Raw genomic sequence first — 13,044 nt, 5'->3', positions numbered from 1 at the left:
TTTTTTTTGTTGGGGGGGGGGGGGCGGGGGCGGGGGGGGGGGGGGGGTGGGTTGTTGGGGGGCGGGGGGCCCCCCCCCCCCCCCCCCCCCTCTCCGAATCGCCCATCTGCCATCCGCAAGGCGGACGGCCCCGCGCGCCGCGGGCGCGCGCTGCAAAGCCAGAAAACTCCCCCCTCGCAGGGAGGGACACCCCCCGAATAACCCGATCGGAGTATTGTCCGCCCACCCCATCCGCGTAACACTTCCCCCATCGAAATTTAACCTTTTTAAATCGATTGGAGAAGTCAATGCCCGCCACCCGCGTCGTCGTCACCGGCTACGGAGCCGTCTCCGCATTAGGAGAAAACGTCCCGGAAATCTGGAACGCGATCATGAATTACCGCGCCGGTTACCAACTGACCGGATTCCCCGACTCGAAAATCAACGCCCGCTTCTTCAGCTTCATGGAAGACCGGCGCCAGCGCTACGCCGGCTTCCCGAAAGCCGTGCTGAAAATGCTGCCGACGTTCGCGAAGAACGCCCTGGTCGCCTCGCGCGAAGCCCTGCAGATGGCCTTCGGCAGCGCCGACGACATCCACCAGTTCATGAAGTCCCCGTTCGACATCGGCGCCATCATCGGCACGGGCTGGGGCGGCACTGACTCGGTCAACGACAACAACAACGATTACCGCGAGAGCGGCCTGTCGTCGTCGTTCGCCACCCTGATGTCCATGCACAGCATCGGCACGGCCGCCGTCGCGCTGAACTGGAACCTGCGCGGCTACCAGAACACGCCGGTCGCCGCCTGCGCGACGGGCACCATCGCCATCGGCGACGCGTATGAAGTCATCAAGTCCGGCCGCGCGAAGGTGATGCTGGCCGGCGGCAGCGAATCGCTGAAGGAGACGTTCAACGTGTGGTCGATCGACGTCATCCAGGCCCTGAGCAAGGAACAGCACGACGTGCGCCGCGCCTGCTGCCCGTTCAGCGCGCGCCGCAGCGGCTTCGTGCTGGCCGAAGGCGCGGCCGTGCTGTGCCTGGAAGAGCGCGAGCACGCGCTGGCGCGCGGCGCAACGATCCTCGGCGAGATCACGGGCTACGGCAATTACTCGGACGCGTACGACATGACGGCCCCCGCCGACGACCTGCGCGCGCGCCACATGGCGATCGTGCAGGCCGTCGGCCAGGCACCGCAGCGCATCGGCTACATCAACCTGCACGGCACGTCCACGCCGATCAACGACGTCAACGAGACGAACACGATCAAGTCGGCGTTCGGCGACGGCGCGCCCGGCATCCCGATGTCGAGCACCAAGTCGTACACGGGCCACCTGATCGGCGCGGCCGGTTCGCTGGAGACGATCTTCTGCCTGAAGACGCTCGAGACGGGCATCATCCCCGCCACGATCCACATGGACGAAGCGGATCCGGCGTGCGACCTCGACTACACGCCGAACGAGCACCGGCAGGTGGAACGCATGGATGCGGCCCTCAACGTCAGCTTCGGCTTCGGCGGCGCCAACAGCGCCCTCGTCGTCGAGCGTGCGTAAGGAGATCGCGATGCAGACCGCACAACGCCTGGCCGCCGTGCCGGCGCCGCTGGCCTTGTCGTTCGACATGCCCGCGGTGGAGCAGTGGGCGCGGTTTTCCAGCGACCGCAATCCGATCCACTTCGACCTCGCGCACGCCCGCGCGGCGGGCCTCGATGCGCTGATCGTCCACGGCATGCTCGCGATGATGCCGATGAAGGTAGCCGCGGCGCAGGCCGTCGCGCCGGACGGCTGGATGAAGTTCCGCACCCTGCTGCGCAACCCCATCGCGCACGACCGCGACGTCGTCTTCACGACGAAGCCGGCGGCCGGCGGCATCGCGTTCCGGCTGCTCGACACGGCCGGCAAGCTCGAACACTTCCGCGGCACCTATGGCCGCGTGGGCGATCCGGCGGGGCAGCTGCAGGGCGATACGCCGCGCGGCAAGCCGCTGGAACGCGCCCAGATCGACCGGTTCTTCGCGACGTACCCGCACGTGCGCGAGCGCTGGATCGCACTGGATGCGGTCGTGTTTTCCGAATTCATGCGCGCGCGGCTGCACGTCCTCGAACGCCTGGCGCATGCCCACATGATGCGCCTGTCCGGCGGCGCGCCGGCGTCGCGCGTCGTCGTGCAATCGAGCCACACGGTCACGTTCGACGCGGCGTTCTTCGACGCGCCCCGCGCTGCGGACCAGTGGGACAACCTGACTCATGCCCTGCTCACGCCCGAATTGCTCGCCAGCGGCAATCAGATCGGCGGCGTCGTCGCGCTGCCGGTCCTGTGTGCGGGCCGTCTCGTCATGCTGGTGGAAGTCGGCCTGGTCGCCAGGTTCGACACCGAACTCTCAAACTGATCAATCAACGGAGGTAACAAATGAAGGTAGCCGAATTCCTGCAGGATGCGATCGTGGAACTGAAGGACGTCGATGAAACGGCGCTCGTCCCGGCGCTGACGTTCGAGAAACTGGAACTGGACAGCCTGGACTACGTGGAAATCCAGCTGCGCATCAAGAAAAAGTTCAAGGTCGAGATCACGCCGGACCTGTTCGCATCGGGCCAGTTGAAGAACCTGGGCGACCTGACTGCGTACATCGAGGCGAACCAGGTGCAGGCGGCGGTGGCGTGATGACCGGCCAACCGCCCATCATCCCGCTCAGCCCGCGCGGCCGGCTCGGCGTGGAAACCCTGATCGAAAAATCGCATGCCGCGCCCATGGACCTGAACCAGGTCGTGCCGTGGCGGATGGGTGTCGATCGCCAGGGTGTGCCCAAGAAGATGGAGCACTGCTGGATCTACGGCACGCCGTGGTTCGACGCGCTGACGGACGCGCAGCGCCACGAGGTGCTGTGGCTGGAAAACGCGCGCGACGTGTCGATGTTCATCCTGCTCGAACAGACGCTGCCGCCGCTGTACATGGGCTACCTGAACGCCCACGCGGATGCGCTGGCGCCGGACGTGCGCGAATACCTGATGATCTTCTCGAAAGAGGAAATCATGCACACGCTGATGTTCCGGCGCTATATGAAGGTGGCGCGGCTGCCGCTGTTCGGCCCACCGGACGGCCTGCACGAGATGCTGACGGTGCAGCTGCCGAAGATGCATCCGGTGGCCGGCATCATCGCGACCCTGCTGCTCGAATGGGTGGCCGAGCTGTCGGCGCTGTTCGTGTCGCAGGACGACGTCGTCGAGCCGCTGACGCGCGAGATGTTCTACCAGCACCACGTGGAGGAGGCGCGCCACATCGCGTTCGGGCGCTGGGTCGGCGAATCGTTCTTCGAGCATGCGCCGGACGACCAGGCGACGCAGATGCGCCAGATGATGCGCGGCCTGATGGCGCGCCTCGTCCCCCAGTTCACGTACAACCCGGAAATCGCGCGCCACACGTCGTTCGCGTTTCCGATCGCCTGCGGCGACCAGGCCGCGATCGACGCCGTGCGCTACTCGGAACGGAGCCTGGGGCTCAACGAAAAGCGCTTCGCGCCGCTGTATGCCTGGCTGCGCAAGGTGGGAGTCTCGTGATGGACGCCGGCAGCCGTTGGGACGCGATCTGCGTCGGCGCCGGCATCACCAGCCTCGCGTTCGGCGCGCAGGTGGTGAAGCGGCATCCCGGCGCGCGCATCCTCGTCATCGACAAGCACGGCGTGCCGGGCGGGTATGCGACCGTGTTCCGGCGCCCGAAGGCGGGCGCCGCCTTCGACTGCAGCCTGCACAAGCTGAGCGGCATGGGGGAGGGCGGCAACCTGCGCCGGATCTTCGCCGACCTCGGGCTCGACGGGGAATTGCGCCTGAAGGTGCCGGCGGATTATTTCGAGGCCTGCCTGCCCGGCGGGTCCATCCGCTTCGGCAACGGCGTCGACGCTTTCCGCCAGGCGTTGCGGGACCGCTTCCCGCACGAGCGCGCGGGCCTGGACCGCTTCTTCGACGAGGTGGCCGTCCACGGCCGCAACGGCTACCACCAGTTCCAGATGATGGACGGGACCTTCGAGCCGGACTTCGCGCAGCTGCGCTACGCCCACAAGCATTTGAAGCACGTGACGGTGGCCGATGCGCTGGCGGAACGCATCACCGACCCGTGGCTGCGCGAAATCCTCGCCGCCACCGGCATCTACGTGGGCGGCTTCGCGGAAGACCTGGGCTACCTGTACTTCCTGCACGTCGTGTACGCGACGCTCACGCAGGGCAATGCGTATGTCGAAGGGGCGTCGCAGCGCCTGTCGGACGTGCTCGCGGGCCGCATCGTCGCGGCCGGCGGCCAGGTGCTGCTGGGGACCGCTGTCAGGAAGATCATCGGCGACGACGCCGGCAAGGTGCGCGGCGTGACGACAGCGAAAGGCGATTTTTACGCGGACCGTGTCTACCTGAACGCCGCGCCGCACTACGCGCTGCGCACGCTGTTCGACGACCAGCCGGCCTTGGCCCCCGTATGGCGCAAGCTGGACAACCTGAAGCCGTCGCGCTCGACGACGACCGTGTACCTGACGACGGACGCGGCGCCGGCAGACCTGGGCCTCGCCAGCACGGAGACGATGATCTTCGCCTGCGGCGCCGACGCGGGCCGCGCCGCCCGCGCAGCCTGCGCAAGCGACGACACGTGCGAGCGGGCCTACTGGCGCGACAGCGTCATGGAGGTCACGAACTACCACGCGCTCGACCCGAACTGCGGGCGCATCGTCTGCCTCAACGTGCTGGATGCGATGGCGCACTGGCCGGAGCGCCGCTCGCCCGCGTACAAGCTGAAAAAGGCGCGCGCGCTGAACGTGCTGCTCGAGCGGCTGTACGCAGCGAAGCCGGGCTTGCGCGGGCACGTCGTGTACACGGAAGTGTCGACGCCGCGCACGTACGAGCGGTTTACCAACAACACGGACGGCGCGGGGTATGGCGCGATGGTGGGGACGGACTTGTCCGGCCACGTGTTCCACCACGCGTTCCCGGTCGCGGGCGTCCATTTTCTCAGCGCCTGGGTCGCCGGCCCCAGTTTCGAGGCGGCGTTCGGGTATGCCGAGATGAAGGCGAAGCAATGGGCAGCCTAGCGGGAGGCATCCTGATGCGCACCTTGTTCCGGCCGGTGTTCGGCTGGCGCAGCAACGGGCTTGTGGGCCTGGAACCGTTCGTCCACACGAGCACGGACGGCAGCTGGCTGGCCGGCGCGGTGTATGTCAGCCGGCGAGTGCCGGCACGCGGCGTCGTCCTGCTGTGCCACCCGTTTCTCAAGTACGGCATGCACTGGTTCTTCAACCACGGTTATCACGAATGGCTGGCCGACGCGGGCTACCACGTCGTCGGCTTCGACTTCAAGGGCTTCGGCCGCAGCACGGTGGACGGCGTGTCGTTCGCGGAAGACGTCGTCGCGCTGGGCGAATGGGCGCACGACGCCTGGCCGGGCCTGTCCGTGCACGTGCTGGGCGCGTCGTTTGGCGCCTTCCACGCGCTGCACGCCATCGCGTCGGGCCGCACGGCATTCGCATCGCTGTTGTGCGACAGCGTGCCGGCCACGGTCGCGCGCTTCTTCGGCGGCGGCGTGACGGGCGCCGTGACGGGTGCCGTACTGAGGGGCATGAGCACGAGCCGCTGGGCCGATGCGACGGGCACGCGTCCCATCTTCCGCTCGCTGCCGCTGCCGCACGACTTGCCGCGCCTGTTCCTGTTCGGCGGGGACGATCCGTTCATCACGCAAGCCGAGGTGGCGCAGCTGCGCGACGCCTGCGGCGCGGGCAGCGTGCGCGTGTATCCGGACTGCGGCCACCTGGAAGTGCGCAAGGCATTCCCGGGCGCGTACTGCGGCGCCATCCTCGACTTTCTCGATCATTCAACTTCAGGCAAGGACTATCATTCATGGATTCGTACGCAGTAAAAAAACAGTGGGTACTGGTCACGGGCGGCACGCGCGGCATCGGCCGCGGTCTCGTCGCCGCCTTCTGTGCGGCCGGCTACGACGTCGTGTTCACCTACCAGCGCTCGCACGAGGCGGCCGCGGAACTCGTGCGCGAGATGGCGGACGCCGGCGCGCACGCGGCGGGTCACTGCTGCGACAGCGCGGACGAGGACGCCGTCAACGCGCTGGCGCGCGGGCTGCTCGTGGAGCGGGGCGCGCCGCATGCCGTCGTCAACAACGTCGGCATCACGCGCGACGCGGTCCTGATGCGCATGAGCCGCGAACAGTGGACGGACGTCGTCAACGCCAACCTGAACGCCTCGTTCTACGTCACCCGTGCCTTCGCGCACGCGATGGTCGAAGAGGGCGACGGCGTGATCCTGCAGATGTCGTCCGTGTCCGGCTTCAAGGGCAACGTCGGGCAGACGAATTACTCGGCCACGAAGGCCGCGATGATCGGCATGACCCGTTCGCTCGCGCTGGAACTGGGCCGCTTCAACGTGCGCGTGAACGCCATCGCGCCCGGCTTCATCGCGACCGAGATGACGGCGGAGATCCCCGACGCCAAGCTGAAATCCCTCGGCGCCGGCATCCCGCTGCGCCGTTTCGGCACCGTGCGCGAAGTGGCGTCGCTCGCGACCTACCTCGCCTCGGCCGATGCCGCCTACATCACGGGCCAGACGTTCGTCATCGACGGCGGCCTCACCGCGTGAACGGGAGGCAGCGTGACGTATGTCGTGACCGAACCATGCATCGGCTGCAAGCACACGGACTGCATCGAGGTGTGCCCGGTGGACTGCTTCCATGAGGGCGCGAACTTCCTCGCCATCGACCCGGAGCGCTGCGTCGATTGCGGGTTGTGCAAAGTGGAGTGTCCCGTCGGGGCCATCGTGGCGGAAAGCGGGCTGGCGCCGGAACAGCTCCATTGGCTGGCGCTGAACGGAGACCTGGCGCGGCGCTGGCCGCCCATCACGCAGCGCAAGCCGGCGCTGCCCGACGCCGCCGACTGGGCCGCGCGCACGGACAAGCTGGCGGCGCTCATGCGCTGATGCCGATTTCCCCCCACGGGTGTGGCATGCGCGCCGGGTCGCGATGGCGCATCCTTGCGGCCATGAACTCACCCATCGAACATCGCATCCTCGCCCTGTTCTCCGCCTGCCAGGGCATCGCCTCGCGCAGGGGCTTCATGGACGACGTGTATCCGCTGCTGCAACAACTATTGCCGCACGAGCGCTTCGTGTGCGGCATCGCAACGGTCGCCCCGGTGGCCGTGCTGGACGTCGTCGATGCCGGCTTTCCGAGTGGGTTCGTCGACGGCATCGTCGACGGGCGCGGCCGCATCGCGAGTCCCGTGATCCGCCGCTGGCTGATGGATGACGCGCCCGTCTATTTCGACGAGGCCGCGCGCGCCGCATTCGCCGAGCCGGAGGATGCCGCGTGGCTCGCGTCGTTCCGCCGGCACGGCATGCGCAACATGATGGCCCACGGCGTCAAGGACCTGCACGGCGGCGCGACCAGTTACTTTTGCTTCGCGGGCGTGCCGGACGGCGGGGAAGAAAAGATGCGGCTGCTGCAGCTCATCGTGCCGCACCTGCACGCGGCGCTGCGCACGCACTACCGCCTCAAGGTCCGCGCGCAGGACGTCGAGCTGTCGTCCCGCGAGCGCGAAGTCCTGCAGCTGGTCTGCGTCGGCAAGACCAACGAGGCGATCGGCTCCATCCTCGGCATCAGCCCGTGGACGGTCAAGGTCCATGTGCGCAACTTCATGGCCAAGCTGAACGTCTCGACGCGCGGGCATGCGGCGGCGATGGCGATGAAGAACGGGCTTGTGACCATTTGATCAGCTCAGTTCGCGGAACCGGCCCCGCACGATGCCGGCCAGCGTCTGCACCGCAAACACGGCGATGACAAGCGTCGCGATGCCGAGGATGAGCAGTGCAATGCCATCCATCACCGGGCTGTGTACCACCGCCGCGTAGCGCAGCGCGGTCACGGCCGACGCGGCGAGCGGGAAGCTGGCGGCCCACCACGCGACGCGGAACGGCGAGCAGGCCGGCAGGTGCACGAGGCGCGCCAACAGCACCGGCAGCAGGAACAGATTGACCATCACGAGCCCCTGGGCGAACGCGTCGACGCGGCCGAACGTCGTCGTGTACGTCGAATAGCCCACCGCGAACGGCGCCAGCAGGATCAGCAGCGACGGCTGCAGCGCGGGCGGCAGCGGGTCTTCCGTGATCAGGCGCGACAGCAGCATCGCCAGCAGCGGCAGCGCGAAGAACAGGCCGACGGCGAGGCCGAACACCATCACGCCATGCAGGCCGTCCCAGTGCAGCACGGGCGCGGCCAGCGGGATGTCGAGCATGCCGACGACCGGCACGATCCACGCCGGCGCCACCTGGGCCGGCGTATGGCGCAAGGACAGCCAGCGGGTGACGATGGCCCACGCGAACACGGTCATCCCGACGGCGCCCAGCACCCACGCGAGGCGGGCGAGGCCCAGGCTGACGTCGGCCAGCGGGAACGGCAGCAGCAGGAGGCTGATGAGGGGCTTGCCGAACAGATTGCCGCCGACCGGATGGGAGAACTCGGCACGTACCGTGGACCATCCGGCGGCGGCCTTGATGCCGTAGGCGATGGCCAGCACCGCGAAGGTGCCGATGGCGAGGGCGCCGATGGCCTGGCCGATCGCTGCCGGCACGCCGAACGCCTGGTACGCGAAACGCCAGGCGAGGGCCAGGCCCGTGAGGCCCATGACGGCGCCGAACAGGCCGACGGGCAAATAGGACAGCGTGGTCGGAACGGCTGGCGCGGCGCGCGTGCGGCCATGCCCGGATGCGGCAGCGTGTTGCCCGATCGTCTCGATTTGAGTCGGACCACAGAAAATTCCGGGACGACGTCCGAATGAAAAGGAAACTGCGCGAGCTGCGCGGCAATACGGCATTTTCGTGGCAGCGACATCCCTACACTTGTACTCATCCACTGTCATCAACCGGTCACCCACCAGCAGGAGACAAACCAATGAAGTACAAGCCGAAATTCATCAGCTTCGATTGCTACGGAACGCTCATCGACTTCGACATGGGGCCCACCGCACGGCGGCTGTTCGAAGACCGGGTTCCGCCCGGCCGGATGCCGGCCTTTCTGGACAGTTTTCGCTACTACCGCCTGGATGAAGTATTGGGCGAGTGGAAACCGTTCTTCGACGTAATCGCCAATTCGGTGCAGCGGGCGTGCAGGACGCACGGCGTCGAATACCGGGACTCGGACGCGGCCATGTTGTACGCGGCCGTGCCGACCTGGCAACCGCATCCGCATGTCGTCGAGACGCTGCAGGCGATCGCGCCGCACGTCCCGCTCGTGATCCTGTCGAACTCGATGGTCGACCTGATTCCGCATAGCGTCGCCCATCTCGAGGCGCCGTTCCATGCCGTGTACACGGCCGAGGAAGCGCGCGCCTACAAGCCGCGGGCACAGATATTCGAATACATGTTCGATCGACTCGGCTGCGGGCCGGACCAGATGATGCACGTCTCGTCGAGCTTCCGCTACGACCTCATGACGGCGGCCGACCTGGGATTCATGGCGAAAGCGTTCATCGATCGCGGCCACGAACCCGCCTGCGACGGCTACGGCGTCGACCGGCTGACCGATATCCGCCAGCTTCCGGGCCTGCTGGGGCTCGACCTCCTGCCCCAGGCCGGCGCGGCGAAACGGGTGGCATGATGGCCGGGAACCCTCCGCATGCGGAAGCGGCGTTGAGCACGACGGCGCCCAGCCTTCCGCCGGACGACGTGGGTCGCCTGGTCCGCCGTCTGTATGGTATCGAGGGCGCCGTCACGCCGCTGGCGGGCGAACGCGACCAGAACTGCCGCATCGAGACGGCCGACGGCACGCGTTACGTCGTCAAGATCGGCAATCCGTCGGAGCCGGTGCCGGTCGTCGATTTCCAGATCGCCGCGCTCGAGCACATCGCCCGCGCGTCGGCCCGGCTGCCGGTGCCGCGCGTCGTGCGGACGCTGGACGGCCAGGCGCGCGCCGCGACGGTCTTGCCCGACGGGCGCCGGTGCACCGTGCGGATGCTGAGTTATCTCGACGGCATCCAGATCCGCGAAACGCCCCGGACTGCGGCGCAGCGCCGGGCGATGGGGACGCTGCTCGCGCAGCTGGACCACGCGCTGCAGGGCTTCACGCATCCCGCCGCGACGCACGACCTGCTGTGGAACGTGGCGGCGGCGCACCGCCTGGTCGACAAGCTCGACGGCATCACGGACGCCTCCCGCCGCGCACTCGCCGGGGCATTCATGAGGCGCTTCATCGACCATGTCCTGCCGCGTCTCGGTTCGGTCAGGGCGCAGGTGATCCACAACGACTATCACTTGTACAACGTGCTGGTCGCACCCGGCGATCACGAACGCATCGTGGGCATCATCGACTTCGGCGACATGCTGCACGCGCCGCTGGTCGGCGAGGTTGCCACGGCGGCGGCCTTCCACATGACGGGGAATCCCGATCCGTTCGAGGGGCCGGCGCAGTTCGTCGGCGCCTATCACGCGGCGTTGCCGCTTGCCGCCGTCGAGCAGGAGATCGTGGCCGACCTGATGGCGACCCGCCACCTCATCACGGTGTTGATCTCCGAATGGCGCGCCGCGCGCTACCCCGAGAACCGCGCCTACATCATGCGCCACAACCCGGCGGCATGGGAGGCGCTGGCCCAGATGGCCGACATGTCGCGCAACGAGGCACGCGACCGATTACTGACCGAAGCACGAAAAGGAACCGCCAATGAACAGCACCACTGACCTCAACATGGTGAACGCCTACATCCCCGGCCGCGCCGACGTGGGACCGCTCACCGCGGCGATGATCGAACGGCGCGATGCGCTGCTCGGCCCGGCCTACCGGCTGATGTACGAACGGCCGCTGCACATCGTGCGCGGCGAAGGCGTGTGGCTGATCGATCCGGACGGCCGCCGCTATCTCGACGTGTACAACAACGTCGCCTCGCTCGGGCATTGCCACCCGGCGGTGACCGAGGCGATCTGCGCGCAGGCGCGCACCCTGGCGACGAACACCCGCTACCTGCACGACACGATCCTCGAACTGGCCGAACGCCTGCTCGCGACCGTTCCGGAGACGGCGCTTGCGCACCTCATGCTGACCTGCACCGGCAGCGAGGCGAACGATCTCGCCTATCGCATCGCCCAGGTCCGTACCGGCGGCACGGGGGTGATCGTGACGGAGACGGCGTATCACGGCTTCACCGACACCGTGTCGAAATTCTCGCCGTCGCTCGGCACGACGGTCGATCTGGGGGGGCATGTCCGTCTGGTGCCGGCACCGCGCCTGTATCATGCCGGGGACGCCGACCTGGCCGAACGCTTTACCCGCGACGTCGAGGCGGCCATCGCCGACCTGCGCCGCCACGGCATCAAACCGGCGGCGCTGGTCGTCGATTCCATGTTCACGAGTGACGGCATCCTTCCGGATCCGGCAGGCTTCCTGCAGGGCGCGGTCGACGCGATCAAGCGGGCCGGCGGCCTGTTCATCGCGGACGAGGTCCAGCCCGGTTTTGGCCGGACGGGCGAACATATGTGGGGCTTCCAGCGTCACGGCGTCATCCCCGACATCGTCACGCTCGGCAAGCCGATGGGCAACGGACAACCTGTCGCGGGGCTGCTCGCGACCGCCGACGCGCTGGCGGAGTTCGGACAGAACTCGCGCTACTTCAACACGTTCGGGGGCAATACGGTCTCGTGCGCGGCGGCGCTGGCGGTGCTGGACACGATCGAGCGCGAAGATCTCGTACGGCACGCCGCCAGGGTCGGCAAGATCCTGCGCGATGGCGTCGCCGAGCTGGCGCAACGCCACGAGGCCATCGGCGACGTGCGTGGCGCGGGCATGTTCGTCGGCGTCGAACTCGTGTCCGACCGCGCATCGCGCGCGCCCGCCCGCGAGCTCACCACGCGGGTCGTCAACCGGATGCGCGACAAGGGTGTCTTGCTCAGTGCCTGCGCAATGGGGCACAATGTGCTCAAGATCCGGCCACCGCTCGTACTGTCGGCGGAACAGGCCGGCATGGTAATCGACGTGCTCGACGAGGCGCTGGGCACGGCGCAATCCGCGCTACGAAACTGACCGTCATGCATTCCACAGTGTCCCTCGACCAGTTCGACATCAAGATTCTCGTGCACCTCCAGCGTGCGGGACGCTGTTCGAACGTCGACCTGGCCGCGGCCGTCGGCCTCAGCGAGAGCCCGTGCCTGGCGCGTACGAAGCGGCTCCAGGAAATCGGCGTGATCCGCGGCTACGGCGCCGATGTCGCGCTGGAGAAGCTCGGCGATCACCTCATCGTGTTTTGCGAGGTCACCATCGGCAACCACCGGCTGAGCGACTTCGCCAGGTTCGAGGCGGGGGCCGGCAGGTACCCGGAGATCGTCGAATGCTACAACGTCAGCGGCGGTTACGACTACCTGCTGAAAATCGTGGTGCCCGGGATGGGGCATTTTCACGCGCTCATGGAACGGCTGCGGGACGACGATATCGGGATCGAAAAATTCGTGAGCCGGATCGTATTGCGCCAGCCGCTCGGCCAACGCGGCTACCCGGTGAGCCTCCTCGTCACCGGAACGCCGGGCTGGGAGTGACGTGCGGCGTCAACCGCGCTTGACGGCGTGCAGCCACACGGCCGCGATGCGCTCCACCTGTTCGTAGCCTTCGCAGCCCAGCTGGCCGCCGAAGACGTCCGGATCGAGCTCCTCGTACGACCAGCCGTCCGTGTCGGCATCGAGGCGGTCGCGGATGGCGGCGAGGAACGGGTCGGCGCCGTCGACGATGGCCACGCCCGTGTACAGCAGCAGGCTGCCGCCGGGATGCAGCCGGTCCAGCGCCGCGTGCACGATGCGGATCGACAGTTCGGCGCCGTGCGTGCCGCCGCCGTGGCGGTACGTCAGCTCGTCCGGATCGAGGATGTACGGCGGGTTCGACATGATGAGATCGAAGCCGCCGTCGATGCCGTCCAGCAGGTCGCTGTGGCAGGGCACGACGTTGTGCGCCCCGTTCAGGCCCGCGTTGACCTCCGCGAGCGCCAGCGCGGCCGGGTTGATGTCGGCCGCGTAGACGGTGGCGTCGGGACAGCGCAGCGCCAGTTCGATCGCGCCCGGGC

General features: G+C 67.8%; 15 protein-coding genes. 13 read left to right on the top strand and 2 right to left on the bottom strand.

Going from position 1 to position 13,044, the window contains the following annotated elements; all coding sequences use genetic code 11:
* Positions 1–287: 287 nt before the first annotated feature.
* The 9 genes from ACEN88_RS12655 to ACEN88_RS12615 all read left to right on the top strand — a co-directional run bounded on the left by ACEN88_RS12655 (position 288) and on the right by ACEN88_RS12615 (position 7,722).
* Positions 288–1,529 carry a beta-ketoacyl-[acyl-carrier-protein] synthase family protein gene (locus ACEN88_RS12655; RefSeq protein WP_413340027.1) on the top strand — a complete coding sequence of 414 codons (1,242 nt, stop codon included), beginning with the start codon at positions 288–290 and terminating at the stop codon, positions 1,527–1,529.
* 10 nt (positions 1,530–1,539) lie between these two features.
* Positions 1,540–2,364: a MaoC/PaaZ C-terminal domain-containing protein gene (locus tag ACEN88_RS12650; protein WP_413340025.1), complete on the top strand. Its 825-nt coding sequence runs from the start codon at positions 1,540–1,542 to the stop codon at positions 2,362–2,364.
* A 20-nt stretch (positions 2,365–2,384) separates the two neighbouring features.
* Complete coding sequence (locus ACEN88_RS12645) at positions 2,385–2,636, top strand: acyl carrier protein (protein ID WP_413340023.1); 252 nt, start codon at positions 2,385–2,387, stop codon at positions 2,634–2,636.
* Positions 2,636–3,529, top strand: coding sequence for a diiron oxygenase (locus ACEN88_RS12640; protein ID WP_413340029.1), 894 nt, complete (start codon positions 2,636–2,638; stop codon positions 3,527–3,529). Before ACEN88_RS12645 ends, ACEN88_RS12640 begins: the two co-directional genes overlap by 1 nt.
* Positions 3,529–5,040: a phytoene desaturase family protein gene (locus tag ACEN88_RS12635; RefSeq protein ID WP_413340021.1), complete on the top strand. Its 1,512-nt coding sequence runs from the start codon at positions 3,529–3,531 to the stop codon at positions 5,038–5,040. Before ACEN88_RS12640 ends, ACEN88_RS12635 begins: the two co-directional genes overlap by 1 nt.
* Entirely contained in the window at positions 5,028–5,861 is an 834-nt protein-coding gene (locus ACEN88_RS12630) for an alpha/beta hydrolase (RefSeq protein ID WP_413340019.1), read from the top strand. Before ACEN88_RS12635 ends, ACEN88_RS12630 begins: the two co-directional genes overlap by 13 nt.
* A complete protein-coding gene (gene fabG / locus ACEN88_RS12625; RefSeq protein WP_413340017.1) occupies positions 5,843–6,595 on the top strand; it encodes a 3-oxoacyl-ACP reductase FabG in 753 nt (250 codons plus the stop codon). The genes ACEN88_RS12630 and fabG overlap by 19 nt, the downstream gene beginning before the upstream one ends.
* A 12-nt stretch (positions 6,596–6,607) precedes the next feature.
* Positions 6,608–6,931 carry a ferredoxin FdxA gene (gene fdxA / locus ACEN88_RS12620; protein WP_413340015.1) on the top strand — a complete coding sequence of 108 codons (324 nt, stop codon included), beginning with the start codon at positions 6,608–6,610 and terminating at the stop codon, positions 6,929–6,931.
* 62 nt (positions 6,932–6,993) lie between these two features.
* Positions 6,994–7,722, top strand: coding sequence for a helix-turn-helix transcriptional regulator (locus ACEN88_RS12615; RefSeq protein WP_413340014.1), 729 nt, complete (start codon positions 6,994–6,996; stop codon positions 7,720–7,722).
* Here the strand turns inward: ACEN88_RS12615 and ACEN88_RS12610 are convergent, their stop codons facing one another.
* Positions 7,723–8,661 carry an SLAC1 anion channel family protein gene (locus ACEN88_RS12610; RefSeq protein WP_413340012.1) on the bottom strand — a complete coding sequence of 313 codons (939 nt, stop codon included), beginning with the start codon at positions 8,659–8,661 and terminating at the stop codon, positions 7,723–7,725.
* A 239-nt stretch (positions 8,662–8,900) separates the two neighbouring features.
* Between ACEN88_RS12610 and ACEN88_RS12605 the strand changes: the two genes are divergently transcribed.
* Genes ACEN88_RS12605 through ACEN88_RS12590 form a run of 4 tightly spaced genes read left to right on the top strand, consistent with a single transcriptional unit; the run spans position 8,901 to position 12,526 of the window.
* Positions 8,901–9,605, top strand: coding sequence for a haloacid dehalogenase type II (locus ACEN88_RS12605; RefSeq protein WP_413340010.1), 705 nt, complete (start codon positions 8,901–8,903; stop codon positions 9,603–9,605).
* Positions 9,605–10,681 carry a phosphotransferase gene (locus tag ACEN88_RS12600; RefSeq protein WP_413340009.1) on the top strand — a complete coding sequence of 359 codons (1,077 nt, stop codon included), beginning with the start codon at positions 9,605–9,607 and terminating at the stop codon, positions 10,679–10,681. Before ACEN88_RS12605 ends, ACEN88_RS12600 begins: the two co-directional genes overlap by 1 nt.
* Positions 10,665–12,017 (top strand): aspartate aminotransferase family protein, encoded by a 1,353-nt coding sequence (locus ACEN88_RS12595; protein WP_413340007.1) that lies wholly within the window; start codon positions 10,665–10,667, stop codon positions 12,015–12,017. Before ACEN88_RS12600 ends, ACEN88_RS12595 begins: the two co-directional genes overlap by 17 nt.
* Positions 12,018–12,034: 17 nt before the next feature.
* The gene (locus ACEN88_RS12590; protein WP_413340005.1) at positions 12,035–12,526 is read left to right on the top strand and encodes an Lrp/AsnC family transcriptional regulator; all 492 of its coding nucleotides are present in this window, start codon (positions 12,035–12,037) and stop codon (positions 12,524–12,526) included.
* Between the two features lie 9 nt (positions 12,527–12,535).
* Here ACEN88_RS12590 and ACEN88_RS12585 read toward each other — a convergent pair.
* Positions 12,536–13,044: methyltransferase (locus ACEN88_RS12585; RefSeq protein WP_413340003.1), on the bottom strand; the 509-nt coding region annotated here is incomplete at its 5' end.

This window comes from Massilia sp. CT11-108 (assembly GCF_047302915.1).
Taxonomy (GTDB): Bacteria; Pseudomonadota; Gammaproteobacteria; order Burkholderiales; family Burkholderiaceae_D; genus Telluria; species Telluria orientalis.
The sequence above is the reverse complement of the archived record's forward strand: the minus strand, read 5'-3'. Positions and strand labels throughout refer to the sequence as shown.